The 23899-nt window shown below is 49.8% G+C and carries 13 protein-coding genes; 8 read left to right on the forward strand and 5 right to left on the reverse strand.

All coding sequences use genetic code 11. The annotated features are described in order from the left end of the window. Positions 1 to 520 precede the first annotated feature (520 nt). From MoGM_RS12090 to guaA, 6 genes are all read left to right on the forward strand, one after another. Entirely contained in the window at positions 521 to 3502 is a 2982-nt protein-coding gene (locus MoGM_RS12090; protein WP_104370308.1) for a DUF4450 domain-containing protein, read from the forward strand. A gap of 803 nt (positions 3503 to 4305) precedes the next feature. After that, positions 4306 to 7113, forward strand: coding sequence for a M6 family metalloprotease domain-containing protein (locus MoGM_RS12095; protein WP_104370309.1), 2808 nt, complete (start codon positions 4306 to 4308; stop codon positions 7111 to 7113). Positions 7114 to 7256: 143 nt separating this feature from the next. Continuing rightward, positions 7257 to 11543, forward strand: a complete 4287-nt coding sequence (locus MoGM_RS12100) for a CARDB domain-containing protein (RefSeq protein ID WP_104370310.1) — start codon at positions 7257 to 7259, stop codon at positions 11541 to 11543. A 256-nt stretch (positions 11544 to 11799) separates the two neighbouring features. Continuing rightward, the gene (locus MoGM_RS12105) at positions 11800 to 13329 is read left to right on the forward strand and encodes a phosphotransferase (RefSeq protein ID WP_104370311.1); all 1530 of its coding nucleotides are present in this window, start codon (positions 11800 to 11802) and stop codon (positions 13327 to 13329) included. A 48-nt stretch (positions 13330 to 13377) separates the two neighbouring features. Further along, positions 13378 to 14142 (forward strand): nucleotidyltransferase family protein, encoded by a 765-nt coding sequence (locus MoGM_RS12110; protein ID WP_233210296.1) that lies wholly within the window; start codon positions 13378 to 13380, stop codon positions 14140 to 14142. Between the two features lie 44 nt (positions 14143 to 14186). Further along, positions 14187 to 15731: a glutamine-hydrolyzing GMP synthase gene (gene guaA / locus MoGM_RS12115; RefSeq protein WP_104370395.1), complete on the forward strand. Its 1545-nt coding sequence runs from the start codon at positions 14187 to 14189 to the stop codon at positions 15729 to 15731. Between the two features lie 149 nt (positions 15732 to 15880). Here the strand turns inward: guaA and MoGM_RS12120 are convergent, their stop codons facing one another. From MoGM_RS12120 to mscL, 5 genes are all read right to left on the reverse strand, one after another. Beyond that, on the reverse strand, positions 15881 to 16966 hold the full coding sequence (locus MoGM_RS12120; RefSeq protein WP_104370312.1) for a Gfo/Idh/MocA family protein: 1086 nt from the start codon (positions 16964 to 16966) through the stop codon (positions 15881 to 15883). A 23-nt stretch (positions 16967 to 16989) separates the two neighbouring features. After that, a complete protein-coding gene (locus tag MoGM_RS12125; protein ID WP_104370313.1) occupies positions 16990 to 18066 on the reverse strand; it encodes a radical SAM/SPASM domain-containing protein in 1077 nt (358 codons plus the stop codon). 81 nt (positions 18067 to 18147) lie between these two features. Then, the gene (locus tag MoGM_RS12130) at positions 18148 to 19812 is read right to left on the reverse strand and encodes a sigma-70 family RNA polymerase sigma factor (RefSeq protein ID WP_158249613.1); all 1665 of its coding nucleotides are present in this window, start codon (positions 19810 to 19812) and stop codon (positions 18148 to 18150) included. A gap of 512 nt (positions 19813 to 20324) precedes the next feature. Continuing rightward, complete coding sequence (locus tag MoGM_RS12135) at positions 20325 to 21164, reverse strand: alpha/beta hydrolase-fold protein (protein WP_104370315.1); 840 nt, start codon at positions 21162 to 21164, stop codon at positions 20325 to 20327. Next, positions 21164 to 21592 carry a large-conductance mechanosensitive channel protein MscL gene (gene mscL / locus MoGM_RS12140; RefSeq protein ID WP_104370316.1) on the reverse strand — a complete coding sequence of 143 codons (429 nt, stop codon included), beginning with the start codon at positions 21590 to 21592 and terminating at the stop codon, positions 21164 to 21166. The genes MoGM_RS12135 and mscL overlap by 1 nt, the downstream gene beginning before the upstream one ends. Positions 21593 to 21794: 202 nt before the next feature. On the opposite strand from mscL, the gene gap reads away from it, so the two are divergent. After that, on the forward strand, positions 21795 to 22805 hold the full coding sequence (gene gap / locus MoGM_RS12145) for a type I glyceraldehyde-3-phosphate dehydrogenase (RefSeq protein WP_104370317.1): 1011 nt from the start codon (positions 21795 to 21797) through the stop codon (positions 22803 to 22805). Positions 22806 to 23019: 214 nt separating this feature from the next. After that, positions 23020 to 23895: an Rpn family recombination-promoting nuclease/putative transposase gene (locus MoGM_RS12150; protein ID WP_104370318.1), complete on the forward strand. Its 876-nt coding sequence runs from the start codon at positions 23020 to 23022 to the stop codon at positions 23893 to 23895. The last annotated feature ends 4 nt before the right edge of the window (positions 23896 to 23899 follow it).

Here is a 23899-nt window from a genome sequence, read left to right on the forward strand (position 1 = left end):
GACAATAGGTTTTTTTATTATAATAATTCGTGTTTCTCGTAAATAATGGCTAAATTTGCATCTATGACTTGCAGCCTGTCTTATTGCGGTTGCCGGTGGTATACGGGCAATTGTAAATGTGTGCTTTCGTTAATGGAAGCCGGATTGGAGTTAACGGATAAACCAACGGGTCATCCGCAAATTATAAGCAGGCATTCCGTGACGGTCCGAACGGATAATCAGTAGGTGTTGACAGGCTATCCGTAAATACAGAATAAGCTGTCTTTAAATGATAAACAGGCGTTTATACCATATACACAAACGAACTGTGAGAGCATAATATGCAGACTGTGGTTCATGTACAAGCAGGGGGTGGCTGTCGGATAAAACATATTTAACGGTAGGGCAGGATAAGTTTAATTATCAAATCAAGAAAGTCCAGTACGTAAATGAAACAAACTATAATTATTGAACGGAGCAAGCTATAATTATTGAACGAAACAAACTATAATTATTGAACGACAAACTATAATACAAAACAATGAAACTATCGGTATTAAAACAAATCAATGTCGGTTTGACGCTATTGCTTTGTGCCCCTTCTATGGCACAGAAAACCGTGGGAGATTTTATCGAGTCGCGTTCGTATAATGAGGCAAGGCGCGGAGCGGAGCGGGTGCTCAGGTATCAACCGGACGGCAACGACTTCGTTTGCGTGAACGGAATAAACCGTTACAGCCGTGCGCTCTATGGCGGATATACTGACTATCGCATAGAGACGAGCGACCGTCCTATATTTGCCATATACAAGAAACGTGATTATCGTAATATCCGTTTCCGTGCGGTATATGAAGGCCGAGAGCTCCAACTCGATTCCACCAACTATTGTGAGGCACGCTATTCGGACGGCACACGCCGCTATGTGCTTGCCGATAAGTCATGGGGTGACGGCCGGCTGTATGTGGAAGTGGTGGCTTTGACAGACGAGGAAGGCGCTATCTGGAAATTCAGAGCCGACAACTTCAAGTCGCCTCTTTCGGTAAAGGCTCTTGTGTGCAATATCGCCAATCCGAAGTTACACCGTAACGGAGACATCGGAGCGGACAAACCCGGATGCTTCGAGCCGGCCGCCGGCGACGCGGGGCTGACTACATCCGAATGGACTGCCGCCGATGGCAAGGCGGTGAGTGCCACGAGCTACTTCGCCGTGTCCGGTTCAGCCATAAAGAATACCGACAGCCGGCAGGCGGCAAAGCGTTTCGATGCTACCCGCGACTATTTCAAGACGCTTGCTGCCCGTGTTGTTTTCAGCACGCCCGATCCCTATATAAATACTCTCGGAGGTGCTCTCGTGGTGGCTGCCGACGGCGATTGGGACGGACAGACATGGCTGCACGGTTGTATTGGCTGGCGCATGCCGCTGGCCGGCTGGCGTGCCGGTTATCTGGGCGACGTGCTCGGATGGAACGACCGTGCCCGCTCTCACTTCGACGCATACGCCAAGAGCCAGGTGACAAAGGTTGAGCCAACCATTCCTCACCCGTCTATGGATCCGAAGATGAACATGGCCCGTGCCGAGAAGAAGTGGGGTACACAGATGTACAGCAACGGATACATCTGCCGTAATCCCGAGCGAGACAACCAGATGCACCACTACGACATGAACCTCAACTACATGGACGAGCTGATGTGGCATTTCTGCTACAACGCCGACACTGTATATATGCGCAAGATGTGGCCTGTCATCAAGTCGCATCTGGCATGGGAGAAGCGCAATTACGACCCCGACGGCGACGGCCTTTACGATGCCTACTGCTGTATCTGGGCGAGCGACGCCCTATATTACAGCGGCGGAGCAGTGACCCACTCGTCGGCTTATAACTACCGCAGCAATCTTCTCGCCGCCCGCATAGCCGAGATTATAGGTGAGGACGCCGCCCCATATCGTGCCGAGGCCGACCGCATATTGAAAGCCATGAATGCCCGTCTGTGGCTTAACGACCGCGGCCACTGGGCCGAGTTTGAGGAATCTCTCGGTTTGAAGCGCAAGCATGAGAGCGCAGCCCTGTGGTCTGTTTATACACCGATAGACTGCGGCGCCGGTTCGCCCGAGCAGTTCTATCAGGCGACAGAGTATGTGGATAACGAGATACCCCACATCACCGTCGCCACGAAAGACGCCGAGTATGGCTCAACCATATCCACATCCAACTGGCACCCCTATTCGTGGAGTATCAACAATGTGGCTGCCGCTGAGGTGATGCACACCGCCCTTGCATATTTCGAGGCCGGACGTGCCGATGCCGGTTTTGCCCTCATGAAAGCGAATATTATGGATCAGATGTATCTGAGCGACAGCCCCGGTAATTTCGGACAGCTCAGTTTCTATGATGCCGCCCGCGGCGAGTGTTACCGCGACTTCGGAGACTGTATCGGAATATCGTCGCGCACGCTGTTGCAGGGACTTTTCGGTATCGTTCCCGATGCCCTGAACGGCCGTTGCGTTGTCCGTCCAGGTTTCCCGTCATCGTGGGACAGCGCCTCTGTGGCCACTCCTTATATGACATATAAGTATAAGCGCGTGGGTAATAAAGACGTGTATGATATTACACAGAACTTTGCCCAACCGCTCAAGATCGTGGTGCGTCAAAATCTGGCAAACGGCCGTTATCGTGACATCGAAGGCTCGGCCGAGGCTCATCAGGTGATAACCGTGGAGCGTCCCGAGGTCATCTCCGGACGCAGGGCCGTGCGTGCTGCGGTCGTGAGGCCGTCCGCGCGTGCGCTCGGACTCGACGAACCGACCGCCGGCCGCTATGTTCCGGTGAAGATGGACAAGGCCATGAACGCCAATGTGGCCGATATTTACAAGAATGAATACCTCTCTCCTCGCTCTCCTTACACCACGTTGCAGATACCGGTGCAGGGTATCGGCGAGTGGTGTCACCCCACTTTGACCGCCGAGATAAACGACTCTGTGTTCCGCACGCTTGTCAAGAACGACATGTTTACCGTGGCGGGAGTACCTTTCCGCACGATGAAAGAAGGCCGCAACATCGTCTATACCTCTTTGTGGGATAACTATCCAGACAGTGTCACCGTGCCCCTTTCAGGAAAGGCGTCTGCCGCCTGCCTTCTCATGGCCGGCTCTACAAACCACATGCAGAGCCGTATAGACAATGGCATCGTCGTGGTGAGATACAAAGACGGTACGTCAGACACTCTCAGACTTGTCAATCCCGACAACTGGTGCCCCATAGAGCAAGACTATTTTGAAGACGGAAAGGCATTCTGTCTGGCCTCTTCCCGTCCTTACCGTGTGTGCCTCGGCAACGGTAAGGTGAGCCGTGACCTCGGCCGCGAGCTTGGAATAACCGGCGTCTACGGCCGTCCCATTCCCGGCGGAGCCGCCCAAATGCTCAACATGCCTCTCAATCCCGAAAAGAAACTGGAGTCCATAACCGTGCGTACTCTATCGTGCGATGTCGTGATAGGACTGATGGGCGTGACACTTAAAAAGTGAAAATATGTTGTAAATGACTTTGTTACCGATGTATTACTGTAATGAAAAAGTCATGGAATTAACACTTTGTTTTCTGTTGAAATAGAAAACGAATACGATACACACTGCTATATGCAATGCGATATGCCGCTTTTCGCCGTTTGGCGAAAAGCGGCTTTTTTTGCGACGGGACACCCGTTGGAGCGCGATTGGATGCCGGTTGCGATGCGTTTAGCGTCCCGTTGGCTTCCGTTCAGACGCTAAACGCAACGCAACGGGACGCTGAATGAAAAAAATATTCATGGTATGTGGCGTAGGTTTGATAGTGGAAGTGGGTGCGGTAAGCGTATTGGGTTGAGATACAGGTACTTATGTGAAACGGCTCATAATTCGCTTATTTTCGGCCGTGGGATTTTGATTTTTAAATAATCGAAATATAAACGGGCTTTTGTCAATATTATTGATAGCTACCCGTTTTGCCGGATAAACCGGCCTGAGATCTCTTGCCGTTGGTATCTTTGCGCATCGAAATGTCATCTGACAGCCATTCATGTAGCATTGTTTCGATAATGACGGTCATCATTGGTCGTTTTTGTCTGTTTTGACATAATGACATGAAAAGATGGTATTCGGATTGATTTATGTCATGTGATAAAGCCTTTATTTAATCTTTATGTAAAAAAATCTTAAAATCGGGGAGGTAATTAGTAAAAATTTATATAAAAAACATATCTTTGCACATGGTGATACCAAAATGTCGATAATTGAGCGGTTATTCCGTTAAAAAGTAATTGAAGTATTGCTGATTGTGATAAAATGAACAAATGAAAAGCTTGAAACGATTCATATTGATAACGTCTGTCGCTCTGTCCGCTTGTGTCGGAGCGTTTGCCATTCCGGCCAAGCCGGGGCTTGTCACCATGCGTCAGGCCGACGGAACGGAGTTGAAAGTTCGCATCGTCGGCGACGAGCGTTCGCACCATTATCTCACCGAAGACGGTTATCTGATTGTAAATAAAGAAAACATTTTTTACTATGCCTCCGCTGATGACCATGGCAATATCGTGCGTTCGGACATACAGGCACGTCCTGTCGGCATGCGTTCGGCCGAGGCTCGTGATTATCTTGCCAAGGTGGATCTTCCGGCAGTCATGACAGCTCTTGAAAACCGTGACGTGCGTCGCCGTGCGGCTCTCGCCCCTCGTCGTAATGTGGGACTTTTCGAGACAGGCTTCCCGTCGAAAGGAGAGCAGAAAGGTCTTGTGGTGCTCGTGGAGTATAAGGATGTGAAGTTCAATCTGTCTGATCCTTACGACTATTTCAACCGCATGCTTAATGAAGACGGCTTTTCTGACTATGGCGGCACAGGCTGTGCGGCAGAGTACTTCCGGGAGTCTTCCGTCAATCAGTTCCGTCCGCAGTTTGATGTCTACGGTCCTGTAACGCTGTCGCAGAACATGAGCTACTATGGCGGAAACGACTATAACGGCAACGACAGTAATCCGGAGCAGATGGTAATAGAGGCATGCCGGCAACTCGACCCTACGGTAGACTTCTCTGAATACGACCGTGACGGAGACGGGTATATAGATAATGTGTTCGTATTCTATGCCGGCAGGGGTGAGGCCAGTGGCGGAAGCCCCAGTTCCGTGTGGCCGCATTCGTGGAATGTCACATCGGCCACGAACACTCCTTGCATATTCGACGGTGTGGGACTCGACCGGTATGCATGCAGCAATGAGTGGGAAGGCTCGCGCCCCGACGGCGTTGGTACGTTCATTCACGAGTTCTCCCATGTCATGGGGCTGCCCGACCTTTATGCCACGAGCTATACGGGCGCTTTCACCCCGGGAGCATGGTCGGTGCTCGACTACGGGCCATACAATAACGACGGCCGCACGCCGCCGCTCTATTCGGTGTACGAGCGTTACGCTCTCGGGTGGATTTCGCCGCAGGTTATCGACCGTCCGGCCAATATGACAATGGAAGCCATAAGCCGTAACAAAGCCTGCATCATCCCAACGGCCGACGAAAACGAGTTTTTCCTGCTCGAAAACCGTCAGCAGGAAGGGTGGGACAAATATATACCCGGCCATGGAATGCTCGTGTGGCACGTGGATTTTGATGAATATGTGTGGGCTCAAAACACAGTGAACAACAACGCCTCCCATCAGTATGTGGACCTCGAAGAGGCCGATGGCAGGCCGACCGAATATACGCGGGCGGGCGATGCCTTTCCAGGCACCGGCAATGTGGCGTCTTTCACCGACGACACCAATCCGTCGATGCGCGCTTGGAACGGAACACGGCTAAATCTGCCGATAACCGGCATCACCGAGACCGGCGGAGTGATAAGGTTTGCCGTGGCCGGCGGTGTTGAATTGCCCGATCCCGTCAAGGCACTCGGCGCCACTGATATTACGGCCGTTTCGTTTACGGCCAACTGGGAACCGTCGCCTGTGGCATCGTCATATAAGATATCGGTATACACAAAGCAGACCACACCCGGTGGCAGGGAGATGACTGTTTATGTGGACGGATACAACATGCGCGATGCGGACGGAGCGCGAGCGACCGCGGTGACAGGACTAAGTCCTGAAACGACCTACTACTATGTGGTCTATGCCGTGGGCGAAGGAGGCAGGAGCGAAGCCTCGAACGAGATAATTGTAACCACGTCGGAAGCCACGTTCGAATACCTGTCGCCAAAGTCATTGCCGGCCGAGAAAGTGACAGACAAATCGTTTGAGGCACGTTGGGAAATGATGGCGGACGCCACGGGGTATCTCATAGACATATTTGAAATCACGCTTGGTGAGCCTTTCCGCGACACGGTTGACTTTGCGGACGGTGTGAGAAACCTGCCGGCGGGGTGGAAGACAAACTCCACGCTGTCTTATGCCAACACGGCATATTCGGGCGAGGCGGTGCCGTCGCTGCGCTTTGCCCGTGACGGATATATTGAGTCGCCGGTATATTCGGCCGATGTACGCTCGCTGACTTTCTGGCACAGGGGCGTGCAAGCTACGGCAGACAACCGGATTATAGTAAGCGCCTGCAACGAAAAGGGTGCGTGGAAAGACGTGGCCTCGCTTCCGGTAGTCAATGCGGCGGGTGGCTCGGTCACACGAATAGACTCGATCCCAAGTGGTACGAGAGCGGTGAGCATCACCTATGACTTACAGACAAAAGGCTCGTTGGCGCTTGACGACATAATCGTGGAATGGGGAGGAGACGAGAATGTGGCCGGCGGATATACCTTGGAGCTCACATACGCTACGGATAGGGTTGATGTTAAAGGGCTGGAACCGTCTTCTACATATTATTACCGGGTGACCGGCTGTGCTGGTGGCATGCGCTCGTTGCCCTCTGCCAAGGTTAAAGTGACGACTCTCCCGTCGGAAGAAACGGGTGTCGGGGATGTGGCATGCATGCGGAAGAGTGTCAGGGCAGACGGCCGGAAACTCATCCTTGACACCGATGACAAGGAACTGCCGATTACGGTATTCGGCATATCGGGTCATGTCATATATGCCGGGAAGGTGAACGGGCCGGCGGTACTGGATCTCCCCGCTGCCGGATTGTATATAGTGCGGTTAGGCGACGAAAACCATAAAATATCGGTGAGATAGCGGGCTTATATATCGTTTGAAAGAGAAAAGAATATGAAATAAGAATATAAAGAGGCAGGACGCTTCTGACACACTTTGCCGGAATAAAAGGGGATTTCTTCCGGTGAGGTGAGAAAACAAGATAATCCCCAAAGTAGACAATAATGAAAAAAATGTTTACTATTGCTGTTGTCGCGATGGTTGCATCGTTGACATTCGCGCAGCTTCCTTTGGCAAAGAAGAAAACAGCTTCTGCCAATAAGCTGGAGCAGCTTGTCGACATGAAGACGTTGGCAAAGGAAGCAAAACAGGTAAAAGAGATGAAGGCTGCAATGGCGGAAAAAGCCGCGGCCGCTAAGGAAGAGTCTTCTTCTGTGTTACGTAAAAACAGTGTAAAGCACGGTTTTTTCCGGAACATAGAGGGGAAAGTTATCAACACATGGACGCTTGGCGGCTATCGTTCGGCATCTTCAGGCAAGCCTTACAAGTCGACGGCGCGTAAGACAACAACTCAGGAAGGCAACGTTACCGTAACCACCGATGCCCATGGTATCATTACCGACGTTGCGGGTGTTGCTCCGAAGTACTATCAGCGTGCCGCTACCGGAACGGCATATTATCCTTCCAACAACCAGATGGCTATGGGAAGCCAGTCGGGTACAGTCACTGTCATTGAGGATGGTGACAATGTTTACATCAAGAACCCTATCACGCGCTATACGACAGGCGCATGGGTGAAAGGTGCGAAGAGTGGAAATGTCATTACTGTGGCTGCCCGTCAACCGTTGGATTATGATGCTGATTACAACGCGACAGCAAGTCTTCGTTGGGCTGTTATCACCACTGCCGGCAAGATTCAGGCAGCTGATGAATATGCGCCGGTTTTCACGTTCACCGTAGACGGTGACGTGCTTACTCTTGAAGGCACGGCTGCTTTCACGGAAGAGGCCGATGCTTATTATATGGGTTTGTTATGGGATGATGACAACTCGAATGGAGGTTATGGCGATGCGGAGACCGTTCTGACATACGATCCCGCTTATGTGGCTCCTTCTACGGAACTCGTCACGCTGCCTGCCGGTGCCGCACCTGCCGAATGGTACATGAATTGTGTATCTGTCTCAAATAGTGACGAGACCCTTGTTAATAACCAAAAAGTGAACGTCGCATTCGTTGACAACGACGTTTACGTGCAAGGTATATCGGAAGATTTCCCCTCAGCGTGGGTGAAGGGTACTATTGATGGTAATAACATCACGTTCGCCAAGTTCCAGTATGCGGGCCAGTATGGCTCATACGATTGCTGGTTCATTGGTGTTGACGCGACAGGAGAGGCAGCCGTGATAAAGGATGCGGTGGCAACATACGATGCCGGTGCCAAGACCATTACATTCAAGGATGAAGTTCTCTTCAATGCGTCCGTGGATCGCGTATATTATCTCAACTGGTATTCGGACGTGGTACTTAGTGCGGAGGAAAAGGAAATAGTTGAGCCTGTCATCACAGAGCTTACCGCCGATTTACCTTACAAAAACACATTTGATACGGAGGAAGAGCGGGCGCAGGCCGCTATCTATGACGCCAACAATGATAAGAGCACATTCACGATAGAAGAGCATTCAACGACAAAAAGCATGGTGGCGCGTTATCGTTATAGTACCACTAATAAAGCTGACGATTATCTCGTGTTCCCGGGCGTAGCTTTGGAGGCTGGTAAGAAGTATAAGGTATCTGTCGATGCCGCTTCCAATGGTATATCGTATGTTGAACGTGTGGAAGTATTGGCCGGTAAAAAGGCACAGGTATCCCAACTTACTATCCCGGTGATAGCCGCAACCGAAGTGACTGCCAAGGAATTCACTACTCTCAGAAACGCGGAGTTTACGGTATCGGAAGACGGTACATACTATATCGCCGTCCACGCAATATCGGATCCGAATAAGTTCTATCTTTTTGTTGACAACTTCTCTATATCGGAAATAGACCAATTGGCGCCTGCCACAGTCGACGGCCTTAATGTCGTTGCCGATGCACAGGGTGCCAATAAGGCCACGGTCACATTCTCGGTTCCGGCCAAGAAAGTCAATGGCGATGACATAACAGAAGACGTGAAGGTTGTCGTTGAGCGCAACGCCGAGAAGATTTACTCTGAGACAAAAGCTGCCGGAGCGGAGGTTGTCATAGCGGACGACAATGTTCCAAGCGCAGGTGACTATACCTATACCGTGACGGCTTATTGCGGTGATAAGGTCGGAGAGTCCGCCTCTGTGAAAGTTTACGTAGGTTATGACACGCCGGATATCGTCAGCAACATTACAATTGCCGATAAGAGCGGCTCCGTTGACCTCTCATGGGATGCCCCGACAAAGGGAGCCAACGGTTATGTCATCAATCCGGCCGATTTCACATACGATGTCTATCCGGTTGATATTATGGATTTCTTTGGTATGCAGATTCCGGTGACAGACTATGCAAATCCTTACGTAACAGGTCTGAAGGAAACTTCTGCCAATGTAGCTTACGATACGAACAGTGGAGAGCATGGTTTCACATACTTCGCGGTTACGACATCGAACACAACCGGTCGGTCGGATGACGCGTATGCCTCAGTTGTTACAGGTGCTCCTTATCAGATGCCGGTATTCGAATCGGTAGCCGGTGGTGAGCTTTCTTACTGGTGGGGAATAGCATGCGATGCCAACAACAATTCTCTTCAAGGTGGTATGACCCTCGGAGAAAACGCTTCCGACGGTGACGGGGGTTGCTTCTTGATGGCAGCCAAGACGGCAGGATGGATTAATTTGCAGTCAGGTAAGATCGCGCTTGCGGGAACAGTCAATCCTACACTCACATTCGACTGTGCGGCAGATGCGGCAACTCCTCTGACTGTCACTGTGATTACTCCCAAAGGCAAAAAGAAGATAGCAGACCTTACGGCTGGCACAAGCTATGCTAAGGCAGAGATTTCTTTGGCCGAGTATACGAATGAAGACTGGGTACGTGTGATAATCGAGGGCACGTTTACTGCCGCGTGCAACGCATACCTTGACAATATACGTGTGTTCAACATGGTTGATAACAACCTTGTTGCAAAAGGTATCGCAGCGAAAGGGTCGATTACTGCCGGTGAGGATGTGAAAGTAACCGTCACGGTTGAGAACCAAGGAACCAAAGCGGCGGCAGCCGGCGCATATACGGTAGACCTCTATTGCAACGACACCAAGGTGCAGTCGCTTCCCGGAACCGAACTCGCAAGCAATGCACAGACATCGTTTGAATTCACTGAAAAAACAACAGTGATGACACCGTCTGAACTCGTATGGAAAGCCATCGTAGAGTTTGCTGACGATAATGATAAGAGTAACAACACCACGAATACGGTGAAGACTGTCATCAAGACAAATAATTACCCTGTCGTTACCGATCTTGCGGGTATGCAGACTGATAATGGGCTGAGACTGACATGGAGCGAACCTGACATGGGTGTATCCGCGCCTGTGATTGTAACGGACGACTTTGAGAGTTATGATGGCTTTACAAGTTCTGCGGGAGAGTGGACGTTTGTCGATGGAGATGGCGCACAAGTGGGAGGTTTCCAAGGTAAAGACTTCAATGTGGACGGTACGCCTATGAGCCAGTCTCTCCGTTCGTTCTGGGTACACGATGTATCGGATGGCGATACTTGGAACCAGACTTTTGCCGCTCATTCGGGCATTCGGTATCTTGCTTCAATGTACCGTGCAGACGACGGACAGGTTGACGACTGGGCTATTTCACCTGTTCTCAGCGGTAATGCACAGACAATCTCGTTCTATGCACGCAGCTATTCATCTGAATATCCCGAGAAGATAGAGGTGCTGTACTCTACCGGTAGCAAAGACACTAAAGACTTTATATCCGTAAAGCCGGCATCTGTTGTGCCCGGAGAATGGACAGAGTATACGGCAGAACTGCCGGAGGGAGCTAAGTATTTCGCAATTCGCTCATGTGCTGAAGGCAGCTTCATGCTGATGATAGACGATGCGAAATACGAAACAATAGAAGGCTTTGGTGACTTGGCCATTGTAGGTTACAACGTATATCGTGACGGTGTCAAGCTCAATTCGGAGCCGGTTGCCGAAACAGTTTATGTTGACGCGGACGCAGCTGATGGAGAGCATTCTTATGTAGTTACTGTCGTTTACGATAAGGGCGAGTCAAAGGTGTCTAACGTAGTGACTGTAGACGTAACTAACGGCATCGCTGGCATCGCAGGCAAGTCAATGCGCATATTCACTGCCGGCAAGGCTATCGTGGTGGAAAACGCAAATGGCGAGAACGTAAGCGTATACACTGTTGACGGCAAGGCCGTATACAATGCCGCAGGGACAGAGACAGACCGTGTCAGGGTTGAGAGCGGTGTGTATATTGTCAAGGTAGGCAAGACGGTCATGAAGACAGTGGTAAGATAATCGGAGCCAAAGGCCTTATGTAAGGTCTGGTAGCAACAATAAATAATGTGACTTCCTTTACGGGAGGTCACATTATTTATTATATCAGGTTGATTGCCGGATTTATTATATAGGTTTGATTGACTGTCTGCCATTAAAGCAGGGAGGCCATGCAAGGATACATTTTTTTATTGTCGTATATGTTAATTATGATATGGCAAAATCCCGTTTCCTCGTTTTTTTTGTCTAACTTTGCAGCATTCTTTGCACCATTTTTATGCAGAAGCTTTTAGAATTATATAAGCAATGGGCGGGAGCGGAACCGGCAAGAGTGGAAAAGCTGCCGGTCGCCGGAAGTAACCGTGACTATTACAGGCTCGCGGCCACCGACGGCTCGACGGTGGTCGGGGTGGTAGGAACGAGCCGCGACGAGAATCACGCATTCATATATCTGACCAATCATTTTGCCAAGCGCAGGCTTCCTGTTCCGGCGGTATTGGCCGTGAGCGATGATGAACTGCGTTATTTGCAGACGGATTTGGGTTCGGTGTCTTTGTTCGATGCCATTGCGGGAGGACGTGCGGCCGGAGGCAGATATACCGTTAAGGAGAAAGAACTGCTCATAAGGACTATACGTGAGCTTCCTAACTTCCAGGTTCGCGGCGCGCGTGACCTTGATTTCAGTAATTGTTATCCTCAACCGGAGTTTGATGAAGACAGTGTGCTCTTTGATTTGAATTACTTTAAGTATTGTTTTCTGAAAGCTGCTGATCTGGATTTCCATGAGTTGAAGCTCGAAGCCAACTTCCGGTTGTTTGCCAAGGACCTTACCTCCGAGCCGTGCGACAGTTTCCTTTATCGTGATTTTCAGGCACGGAACGTGATGCTTGACGATGCCGGCAATCCGTATTTCATAGACTATCAGGGCGGCCGCAAGGGACCTTATTACTATGATTTGGCCTCGTTCCTGTGGCAGGCATCAGCCAAATATTCGCATAAACTGCGCCGTGAGCTTGTGGCGGAGTACTACCAGTCGCTTAAGAACTATGTAGAGGTACCGTCTGTACGTCATTTTGTCAACAGGCTGAGTCTCTTTGTGCTTTTCCGTACGTTGCAGGTGCTTGGCGCCTACGGTTTCCGTGGATATTTCGAGCGCAAGAAACATTTTATCGATTCGATACCTCCCGCAATACAAAATCTCAGAGAGTTGCTTGAACTTGACTGTTTTCCGTATCCTTATATGGTGGACATGTTGCGCAGGCTTACGGAGCTTCCTCAGTTCGCGCGTATCGAACAGCCGGCTTTGAGTCGTGCCGACGGTTACCGGACGGCGGGAAGCAATGTCTATGAGGCGCATCCACAGGATGGCCCGGCCACGTTTTCAAAGTATGACGGGAAAGGCCCGCTCGTTGTTCGGGTATTCAGTTTCTCGTTCCGTAACGGCATACCGGAAGACGAGAGCGGCAACGGCGGAGGATATGTGTTTGATTGCCGCGGCACGCATAATCCGGGACGGTATGAGCCTTACAAGAAGCTCACGGGACTTGACGAGCCGGTCATCCGTTTTCTTGAAGACGACGGGGAGATTCTTGCATTCCTCGACAGTGTATATGAGTTGGCGGACGCACATGTAGATAGATACATGCAGAGAGGATTTACCGACTTGATGTTCTCTTTCGGATGTACGGGCGGACAGCATCGGAGCGTGTACAGTGCGCAGCACCTTGCCGAGCATATACATGGCAAGTTCGGTATCGAGGTTCGTATATGTCATCGCGAACAGGACATCTGCTTGACATTGAAATAAGTCGGAGGCTTGAACAATGTGATTATAAGAGATAAATATATTATGGAAATGAATGTCAAAACGTCCAAGCAGGCCATGATTTTTGCCGCAGGGCTTGGCACACGGCTGAAACCGCTTACCGACACGATGCCCAAAGCGCTTGTACGTGTAGGTGGAAAAACGTTGCTCGAACATGTTGTCGAGCGGTTGAAAGGGGCCGGTTTTGAACATATCGTCGTCAATGTGCATCATTTTTCCGGCATGATAGTCGATTATCTGCGGCGGAATAATGATTTCGGTATAGACATACGGGTATCCGATGAGACGCCGGCGTTGCTCGATACCGGCGGTGGTATAAAGCATGCGGCCTCGCTGTTTGACAGCGATATGCCGGTACTCATTCATAATGTTGATATATTCAGTGACATAAATCTGACAGAACTGTACTGTGCCGGCATGGCGAGTGACGCGACCTTGCTTGTCAGTAGGCGCACGACCTCGCGTTATCTGCTTTTCGATGATGATATGACGCTTGTAGGATGGACGAACGTCGAGACAGGAGAGGTGCGCAGCCCTTATGCCGGCCTTGATGTATCAAAGTGCCGGATGTATGCGTTTTCCGGAATACATGTCTTTTCTCCGCGTCTTTTTTCTCTTATGGACACTTTTCCTGATAAGTTCGGTATAATGGATTTCTATCTGAAAATATGTGATAAGATTAGGATAAGGGGAATGGTGAAAGACGGTCTTCGGCTGATGGATGTCGGAAAAACGGATATTCTTTCCGATGCGGAGGCTTTCTTATCGCAATGTAATGCCGATGGAAATAATTGACAGATGAAAATAAAACAATAATAATAACCAAAACCAATAATAATATGCAACAGAAGATAATCATTCTTGATTTCGGTTCGCAGACCACGCAACTCATTGGCCGTCGTGTCCGTGAGCTTGATACTTTCTGTGAGATTCTTCCTTACAACAAGTATCCGGAAGACGACTCTTCGGTGATTGGAGTGATCCTCAGCGGCTCTCCATACTCGGTACACGACCCTGAGGCGTTCAAGGTTGATCTCAGCCGGTTTGTCGGTCGCCTGCCTGTACTTGGTATTTGCTACGGAGCGCAGTTCATATCGCACAGCAACGGCGGAAAGGTCGAGAAGGCCGACAGCCGTGAGTATGGCCGTGCCAACCTCACTATGTTTGATGCCGGCGATCCGTTGTTCAAGGGATTTGAGGATAATTCGCAAGTGTGGATGAGCCATGGCGATACCATTACCGCCATTCCCGATGACTGCCATGTGATCGCTTCTACCGCCAATGTTAAGTATGCCGCTTACGCCGGCAATGAAACCCCGCTTTGGGCCGTCCAGTTCCATCCTGAGGTTTTCCACTCGTTGCAGGGCAAGCAGTTGCTTGAGAATTTCGTTGTAGGCATCTGCGGCAGCAAGCAGGAGTGGAGCCCGGCGTCTTTTGTGGAGACAACCGTGCAGGAACTCAAAGCCCAACTCGGCGACGACCGTGTCATTCTCGGTCTCAGCGGCGGTGTGGATTCTTCCGTTTGCGCCGTGTTGCTGAACAAGGCGATAGGCAAGAACCTCACTTGTATATTCGTCGATCACGGAATGTTGCGCAAGAACGAGTTTGCTCAGGTGATGAAAGATTACGAGTGTCTTGGCCTTAACGTGATTGGGGTAGACGCGAGCGAGAAGTTCTTCAAAGACCTCGAAGGAGTGACCGACCCGGAGCAGAAGCGCAAGATAATAGGCCGTGATTTCGTTGAGGTGTTCAATGCGGAGGCCAAGAAGATAACGGATGCCAAGTGGCTGGCTCAGGGTACGATATATCCCGACCGCATTGAGAGTCTCAACATTACAGGAAAGGTGATCAAGAGCCATCATAATGTGGGCGGACTGCCCGAGGAGATGCACTTGCAATTGTGCGAACCGTTGAAATGGCTGTTCAAGGATGAGGTGCGTCGTGCCGGCTATCAGCTTGAAATGCCCGAACGGCTCATCAAGCGTCACCCGTTCCCGGGGCCGGGATTGGCCGTGCGCATACTCGGTGACATTACCCGTGAGAGGGTTCGCATACTGCAAGATGCCGATGACATATATATCACCCACATGCAAAACTATATCTGTGAAGACGGTGAAAGGCTTTACGACAAGGTATGGCAGGCCGGTACGGTGCTTCTGGCTACCGTTCGCAGTGTAGGCGTGATGGGCGATGAGCGCACATACGAGCATCCCGTTGCCTTGCGTGCCGTGACTTCGACGGATGCCATGACTGCCGACTGGGCACATCTTCCATACGATTTCATGGCGAAGGTGTCAAACGAAATCATCAACAAAGTGCGCGGTGTGAACCGTGTCTGCTATGATATTTCGTCGAAACCGCCATCAACGATAGAGTGGGAGTGATTGTGTTTTGAGTATATTCGGCTCCGGAACCAAATAGGTTCTGCAAGTTTAAATAATAATATAAAATCCGGATTTGGCATGGATGTATAATTCTGTCAAATCCGGATTTTATTGTTTCATCACGGCTTTTACAATGTCACCGGCCTGTTTTAAAAGGTTCGTTTCATTTTGTCTGCATTCCCGTGTGTCCTTGTCCGGATATCTTCCATGAGCCGGTATGTATCTTGCAGCGTTTCAAATGAAGACAGGCATTTCGATGGTTTTCCTTCGACTAAGTCACAAAATGCTTTCAACTCGTTGTAAAATCCCTGTGTGTATATCTGGTTGTTTATTGTTGTCGGAATGAAATTGTTTCTCGACAGCAGGCATGTCGATGTAGGATGATGGCCGAAGACCTTGTCCGCTGGGATGCCGAAAGGTGTTGCCGGCTTGCGTGTGTATGTCAGTTCTTCCATGTTCCGTATCCGGTAGACACCTTGGCGGGTGTTTATCGTCATTGTTTCCGATGCTTCCGTCCATGTATATGCTGTCGACAGTTCGAGCGTTCCGGCCGTGTCTCCGTGTCGTAATAAGAGCATCATGGTCTTTGCTCCGTGTGAGTGGCTTACACTGTCGATGCCTGTTATCTCCGCTCTGCCGAACAGGAATGTCACGTAGTCGAGCGGATGTATGAATAGGTCTGACAGCATGTCGCCCTCAGGATAAGAGCCTGTGAGGTATTTCATGTTATAGCTTATCGGCCTTTGGTGTCTGAGCCTCGATTTCAGTATCTGTGTCGCGGGAGCATAGCGTTTCTGCATGCCGGCCATTGCCGTCGGAGTGCCGTGTAGTATAATCATGTCCTTGAGTCGGCCAAGTTCTTCAGCCGATGAGCACGGAGGTTTTTCGATGAACAGCGACTTGCCGCTTCCGAGTATTTTTGCGGCGATGTCGAAATGGGCCGCAGGTGATGCCGACACGAAGACACCGGCAATCTCGTTGTCTTCCAGAATTTCGTCGAGCGATGTGGTTACTTTGATGCCGGAGAACTTCTCCGCTGCCACTGCGGCTTTGGTTGTCGACCGGCAGCAGATGTACTTCACCGGCACGCGCAGGTGTGCCAGTACCGGGTATAGGTTGGCAATGCTGTGACTGCCTATTCCCACGAAAGCGTATCGCTTGCGGCATACGTCGCCCAACTGTCGGCGGGTTCGTATGCTCTTATATCTCTGTATTATATTTTCCGTAAATGTCATGTTTGCGTGTATGTGGTTTGTTTTCAAGTATTTCGCCTTGCCGTCCTTTTGATGTATTGCCTGTATGTCTCTTTACCGTTTTCGCTCCAATGATATTCTCCGAAGAAAGCCTCTATGATTTTACGTGGCATCAGTCTTTCAAGATTGCGTAGCAGGATTATGTCGTACTTTCGGTGGAAGTTTATCCAGCAGCCGTTGCATTTTCGTGAATACCGGCATTGTATTTCGCGTGCTTTCTCGGAATTGAAGATCTCGTCGAGTGTTTTCTCGTGAATATTGCCCAGCGAGATGTCGAGGTTCTGGCATATAGGCACATTTCCGTCGGAGTGCACCGCGAGCATGCTGCGGATGCTGTGGCACGGCAGCTTGAGGCGTCCGTTTTTCCATTCGTCGTACAGTGCGATGAAGTCGAAGTTCTCTTCTGTGTTGTGGACGCATTCGGGTATGCTGTCCTTATATCCCTCCGTGCCGGTGTCGAGCATGTCAACGGCGGTGTCGAAGAAAGCCATGGTGCCGTATACGCCTATCCTTATGTCCACGCCATAGCGGTTGCTTACTTCTATGACGTGCTCCATGTCCTTGAAACTGTTCCATGGCGAGAGGCAGAACATGAGCGATACGGGTATGTCGTCTTTCACTTCCTCAACTACCCGGATGACTTTGTCGTATCCGTCGCAGCCTCTCATCCGTTTATATGCCTTCCTGTCTCCGTCGAGTGAAACATACAGTCGCGCGGGACGATACTTTCTCACGGCCTCTATGGTTTTTCGTGTGGCAAGGCAATTCGACAGCAGCGTATATTTCGGATGGTGCTCCATAAACCACTCCATGATCTCGTCGGCTTGCGGGTGCAGCACAAACTCGCCGCCTTCGAGACCTATGTTAGTGTTCTTTGTGACGCACTTTGCCGTCATCAGCCTCTTTATGTCGGCAAGAGTGAGATGCTCTTGCGGCTTTTTCCATATATTGCAGTGCTTGCATGCAGACTGACATCGTGTGGTAGCGTATATCATCAGGGTGTCGAGACGCTTGTGGCCGGGGCGGATGCTGTTGTTGACGTATGTAAATCCGCTGCGCAGATAGTCGTTGAGGTTGTACATGTTTCTTTTGATAATGTTTTGGTTTCTGTGAGTATAGAGACCTCAACCGTCAAAAGACTGCCTGCTGTCATCGTTTTTTTACTACCACGTGAGGCGTATGCCGAACGGAACGGAGAATGAGAACGGGTGTTCCGACCATGTGGTGCGCACTCCGCTGCCCGTGGGTATGTGATAGTTAAGTGTCGGTTCGATGTAGACCCCGATATTTGGCGTTATGTCGTACTTTATGCCTGCGCCTGCGTTGACCGACCATTGGAACGGAACATTTAGTTTGCGGCTGCCGGTGCACATGGACATGGTGTCCGTCACCAGCCATTCTTTGCTCCTCCCGCCTATCGGGATATTCACTACCATGCCTGCCGTGCAGTATGCCGACAGTTTCTTGTAGTCGGCAATGCGGTATGACATGCGCAGCGGTATGCCGATATAATGTATCTTTCTGTCGTTGCGTATGTGGTTTTCGCCTCCCATGAACGATGAAGAACGCAACAGCGAGTATTGCAGTCCCGACTCGAAAGCTGTACGGCTGTTTATTTTCTTGGTCAGTGTGATACCTATTGTGACTGGCTTCTCGTGTTTTTCCCGTTCCACGATCTTTCCGCTGTTGCTCTTGGCGATATCTGTAAGCAGGGTGGTGTCGGCCGGTGTGCCGGGATGTTGCTTGGCCAACAGATACTCGTGAAGTTCTTCCCATGTGCTTATGTTTGCAGGGATGGAAGTGTCTATGTCCGGACTGTTGCCTCCAGTGGAAATCATCTTGTATATGTTATGTGCGAGAGCGGGGCCGACAGATCCGGCCACTACCATTTCCCATTTGCGTAGCCTTTTCTTTCCTTTGTTGGCTGCCGTGTGGGTGTATTGTCGGCGTTCGGGATGTGAGGGTGGTATGGCGGGAGCGTTCTGTGCGCTGTCTTTGGGCTCATCCGTCTCGCCTTCTGTGCTTTTTGTGCCTGTGTCAGTATGGGCTTTTGCCTTTGTCCCTGTATCTTTTTCAGGGTATTTATGCGTGTCGGTTGCGTTTGTATATATGTGTGCTGATGTTTTCCCGTATGTCCCTGTGTCTTGCTGTGTATCCTTCTTCCGCCCGTCCATATCTTTTATTGTCCTTCCGCCTGTGCTTTCGTTACCCGCCACCTCGGTGTCCTTCTTTGTTTCGAAATATTTATATACAGGGAGCAATATCATGGATATGATTATAAGTACCGGAGTCATGCTGTCGGCCAATATTTTTCTTAGCATGTTTTTTGCACGGTACAGTTGCGATGACGACGTGTGCGGCCTGATACCGAGGGTCTCTGCGATTTCCTTATGGGACAAACCTTCGAGCACAGACATCCGGAATACGTGCCTGTAACCCTCTGGCAGTCTGTCTGTCAGTGATATAAGCTCTTCGGTCGTAATGTCGGTATATGTTTCGCGGCCGCTTTCCGGATCAGTCATGTATTCCTCGTGTGCGTCGGAAAGCGCCACGATATTTTCGCGCTTTCTGTCGTTAATGTATTTCAGTGTGATATTTCTCGTGATGGTAGTAAGCCACTCGCCGAATCTTTTCGGGTCTCGCAGCCTGTTTACAGACATTAACGCAACGACAAAGGCGTCGTGCACAAGGTCGTCCGCTATGTCTGTGTCGTGTCTGAGAATATTGATGCACACGCCTTTCATCTTTTCGGCGTATGCCACGTACAGTAACCCGAAAGCCTCTGTGTCGCCGTTTTTCGCGCGTTTCACGAGTTTCTCCGTATCCATATCTGAATTGTTTTTACGATATGAAGATTTATAAATGCGGAAAAGACTGCTTTGCGATTGGTTAAAATACATTAAACGACGACAAGCCTTATATGGTGTAAAACTTTTAAATGTAATAATAAAGTCACGGATTTAACGCTTTGTTTTTCTTCAAACCAGAGCGTGCGGCACGATACGCAACACTGTATAGAATGCGATAGTGGCTTGATTTTTAAACGGGAAAAAGGGTGGTTTATTGCAACGGGACGCTCGTTGGAGCGCATTGGGACGTTAATTGGCTTGCGTTTAGCCGCCCGTTGCGATACAACGGGCGGCTAAACGCAAGCCAATTAGCGTCTCGTTGCGAAAAAAACGGGAAAGTATGTGTGCGGATTTAATCGCTAAAAGTGAATAGTCTGATGTATGGGGCTGAAACACAGGTTGTTGTGTAAAAATCCGAATACGGCGATATTTACGGCCGTGGGATTTGTATCTCGAAAAAAATCGAAATATAAACGACCTTTTGTAAATATTTATCTGGGTTTTATTTCCTTCACCATGTCAAATCTGGTTTCCTCGGGTGAGAGATCTTCGTATGCCGTTTTCAAGTCGGGCAGGGATATGGTTATATCCTTGTCTGTCTCCCTCGGATTGTCGTTTAGCGAGTGAGAGAACAACCAGTCGTATGTCTGTTTGAGGTATAGGATGCGCGCCAGGTCACCGTGCGACGCTCCTTTCAGCCAATCGTAGCGCAGAAGTCGGTCATTTCCGGATTTCTTTATCGACTCAACCACTGTCTTCGACTGGCTTACGGGTACGGCACGGTCGGCCGTGCCGTGCAGGATCCACAGCGGAATGCGTCCAAGTCCTTCGAAATCCCTCAGTGTGCTGCCGCCGCACAGAGCCATGGCCGCCGCCACCCTGTCGGGGTAAGTTCCAGCGAAGTCGAGGGTGCCGTAGCCGCCGAGGCTCATTCCGATCACGTATACCCGTGTGGTGTCTACGTCGTGGTGCTGTGTCACCCAGTCGAGTATTCCGGCTATCTTCTTCGGGTTCCATGCTCCTCCCGGATTTTGCGGAGCTACAACCATGGCCGGGTAGTAACGGCCTTTCTCGATAGCATGCAGCAGTCCGTAGCGGCGGACTTTCTGCATGTTGTTGCCGCACAGGCTCGCTCCGTGCAGGAATATTATCAACGGGATGCGCCGGCGCTCGGCCACATATTCTCTCGGGGCATATAACCAGAAGTTATAGCTGTCTGCCACGGTGTTGCGCATGGCAGCCAGTTGCCCGCTCTGGGCAGCGGTGGTGAGGCATGTGGCGCATAACGCTATGCAGGCCGTGAGCCGTCTTATGAAAGCCGGAGTTCTCATCAGCCTTGTTTCTCTTTGAGCAGGTCACGAATTTCGCTCAGCAGTTTCTCTTCCGCCGACGGCGCCGGAGTGGCGGCGGGCGTTGCCGGCTCTTCGTTTTTCTTCTCGGTGAGTTTCTTTATACCCCTTACGAGCATGAAAACGCAGAAAGCTATGATGATGAAATCGAACGTTGTTTGCAGGAAATTACCGTAGTTGATGGTCACGGGTTCGAGCTTTTCCATGCCGAGATCCACTCCCGGCAGTTCCATTTTGAGGTCTGTAAACTTCACACCTCCGATCAGCCATCCTATCGGTGGCATGATGATGTCGTTCACGATGGATGTGACAATCTTGCCGAACGCCCCGCCGATAATCACACCGACAGCCATATCGACAGCATTTCCCCTTACGGCAAACTCTTTGAATTCATTTAAAAATTTGCTCATTGTTTTTTGATTTTTATATTATTTAATACTGGTTTCTGCCACAAAATTAGAAAAAAAATTGTAACTTTGCGGTCGTTAAGGAGAAAATGTGCATAAAAGATATTTCACTTGCGGCGATGGCAGGCCGTAATGTGTACTTTTGCTGGCATTACATATAGAATACGAAATATTAAACCCTTTATTAAAATAATAAAAAGTAATTATGATTAAGATTGGTATTAACGGATTTGGCCGTATCGGTCGTTTCGTTTTCCGCGCAGCTCAGACTCGCGATGACATTCAGGTTGTAGGTATCAATGACCTCTGCCCGGTAGACTACCTGGCTTACATGTTGAAGTATGACACCATGCACGGCCAGTTCGACGGCACCATCGAGGCTGACGTGGAGAACAGCAAACTGATTGTTAACGGTAAGGAAATCCGTGTTACTGCAGAGCGCAACCCGGCTGACTTGAAGTGGAACGAGGTTGAGGCTGAATATGTAGTTGAGTCAACAGGTCTCTTCCTGACACAGGAGAAGGCACAGGCTCACATTGAGGCCGGCGCTAAGTACGTTGTTATGTCTGCTCCCTCAAAGGACGCTACCCCGATGTTCGTATGCGGTGTGAACTTCGACAAGTATGAGAAGGGTACACAGTTCGTTTCAAACGCATCTTGCACAACGAACTGCTTGGCTCCGATCGCCAAGGTTCTGAACGACAAGTTCGGTATCACAGACGGTCTGATGACAACCGTTCACTCTACAACTGCTACACAGAAGACCGTTGACGGCCCGTCTTTGAAAGACTGGCGTGGTGGCCGTGCCGCTTCAGGCAACATCATCCCCTCTTCAACAGGTGCTGCCAAGGCCGTGGGTAAGGTTATTCCCGAACTGAACGGTAAGCTGACAGGTATGTCAATGCGCGTTCCTACTTTGGACGTTTCTGTTGTCGACCTGACTGTAAACCTGGCTAAGCCCGCTACATACGCTGAGATCTGCGAGGCTATGAAAGAGGCTTCAGAGGGTGAACTGAAAGGTGTACTGGGTTACACGGAAGATGCCGTGGTTTCTTCAGACTTCCTCGGTGACACACGTACCTCTATCTTCGACGCCAAGGCAGGTATCGCTTTGACAGATACGTTTGTTAAGGTTGTGTCTTGGTATGATAACGAGATCGGTTACTCTAACAAGGTTCTCGAACTCATCGCACACATGAAGAAGGTTAACGGATAATTCATTTATCACGTTCTAATACGATAATGGAGCCGTCCGACGTATAGTCGGGCGGCTTTTTCATGCAAATGCCGATAGGGGCAAGTCCTGTCGTGTTCTTCTGTCTGCTGACGGCATGGCTTTAATCTGTGCTATGTAGCAAAAAACACAAAAAGCATTTGGTCGTTTCATGTAAAATTTATATCTTAGCCAACGTAAAAATACCCACAGATTTATGGCAGACTATATACGATTTGACTGGGCTATGAAGCGTATGCTCCGCAACAAAGCCAATTTCGGAGTTCTCGAAGGATTGTTGACAACACTGCTCGAAGAAAAGATAACCATTCGGCACATGCTTGAAAGCGAAAGCAATCAGGAGGAAGAATACGATAAGTATAATCGTGTGGATATGTTGGCCGAAAATTCGAAGGGCGAACTGATATTGGTTGAAGTGCAGAACAATAATGGGTTCGCGTATTTTCAACGCATGCTTTTCGGCACGTCTAAGCTTGTGGCTGAATATATCAAGCGCGGAGAGGACTATCAGAATGTGAGAAAGATATATAGTGTGAACATTGTTTATTTCTCGCTCGGGCACGGGTCGGACTATGCCTATCACGGAACTACGGAGTTTAGGGGAATGCACGACAATGATATCTTGCAACTGTCGCCGTTTCAGGCGGAAAAGTTTAAAGTCGATACGGTGAGCAAACTTTTCCCCGAATACTATATATTAAAGGTGAACGACTTTAACAGGATGGCCAAGACACCGCTCGAAGAATGGATATACTATCTGAATACAGGAAATATTCCTGAAAAGTCTAATGCTTCAGGACTTGATGAGGCAAGGCAACGGCTATTGCTTGATCGCATGACAAAAGACGAACTTGCCGCTTATTACAGACACCTTGACAATATCGTTATATTGCGTGACAATATAACAACAGAGCGTGCGGAAGGTAGAGCCGAGGGAAGAGCGGAAGGGGAAGCCCGGGGGCGTATTAAGGAAAAGTTGGAAATAGCCAGAAAGATGAAAGTTTTGGGTATAGACACGGTGACGATTGCCGGAGCGACAGGACTGAATGAAAGTGATATATCCGCATTATAGTATC

The organism is Prevotella sp. MGM1, from assembly GCF_002933775.1.
GTDB lineage: Bacteria > Bacteroidota > Bacteroidia > Bacteroidales > Bacteroidaceae > Prevotella.

Bases quoted from the DNA above. Each gene is read 5' to 3' on its own strand.
- MoGM_RS12090 (WP_104370308.1), top strand. From the start codon at position 521: ATGAAACTATCGGTATTAAAACAAATCAATGTCGGTTTGACGCTATTG.
- MoGM_RS12135 (WP_104370315.1), bottom strand. From the start codon at position 21,164: ATGAGAACTCCGGCTTTCATAAGACGGCTCACGGCCTGCATAGCGTTA.
- mscL (WP_104370316.1), bottom strand. From the start codon at position 21,592: ATGAGCAAATTTTTAAATGAATTCAAAGAGTTTGCCGTAAGGGGAAAT.
- MoGM_RS12120 (WP_104370312.1), bottom strand. From the start codon at position 16,966: ATGACATTTACGGAAAATATAATACAGAGATATAAGAGCATACGAACC.
- MoGM_RS12125 (WP_104370313.1), bottom strand. From the start codon at position 18,066: ATGTACAACCTCAACGACTATCTGCGCAGCGGATTTACATACGTCAAC.
- MoGM_RS12110 (WP_233210296.1), top strand. From the start codon at position 13,378: ATGAATGTCAAAACGTCCAAGCAGGCCATGATTTTTGCCGCAGGGCTT.
- MoGM_RS12100 (WP_104370310.1), top strand. From the start codon at position 7,257: ATGAAAAAAATGTTTACTATTGCTGTTGTCGCGATGGTTGCATCGTTG.
- MoGM_RS12095 (WP_104370309.1), top strand. From the start codon at position 4,306: ATGAAAAGCTTGAAACGATTCATATTGATAACGTCTGTCGCTCTGTCC.
- MoGM_RS12150 (WP_104370318.1), top strand. From the start codon at position 23,020: ATGGCAGACTATATACGATTTGACTGGGCTATGAAGCGTATGCTCCGC.
- guaA (WP_104370395.1), top strand. From the start codon at position 14,187: ATGCAACAGAAGATAATCATTCTTGATTTCGGTTCGCAGACCACGCAA.
- MoGM_RS12130 (WP_158249613.1), bottom strand. From the start codon at position 19,812: ATGGATACGGAGAAACTCGTGAAACGCGCGAAAAACGGCGACACAGAG.
- gap (WP_104370317.1), top strand. From the start codon at position 21,795: ATGATTAAGATTGGTATTAACGGATTTGGCCGTATCGGTCGTTTCGTT.
- MoGM_RS12105 (WP_104370311.1), top strand. From the start codon at position 11,800: ATGCAGAAGCTTTTAGAATTATATAAGCAATGGGCGGGAGCGGAACCG.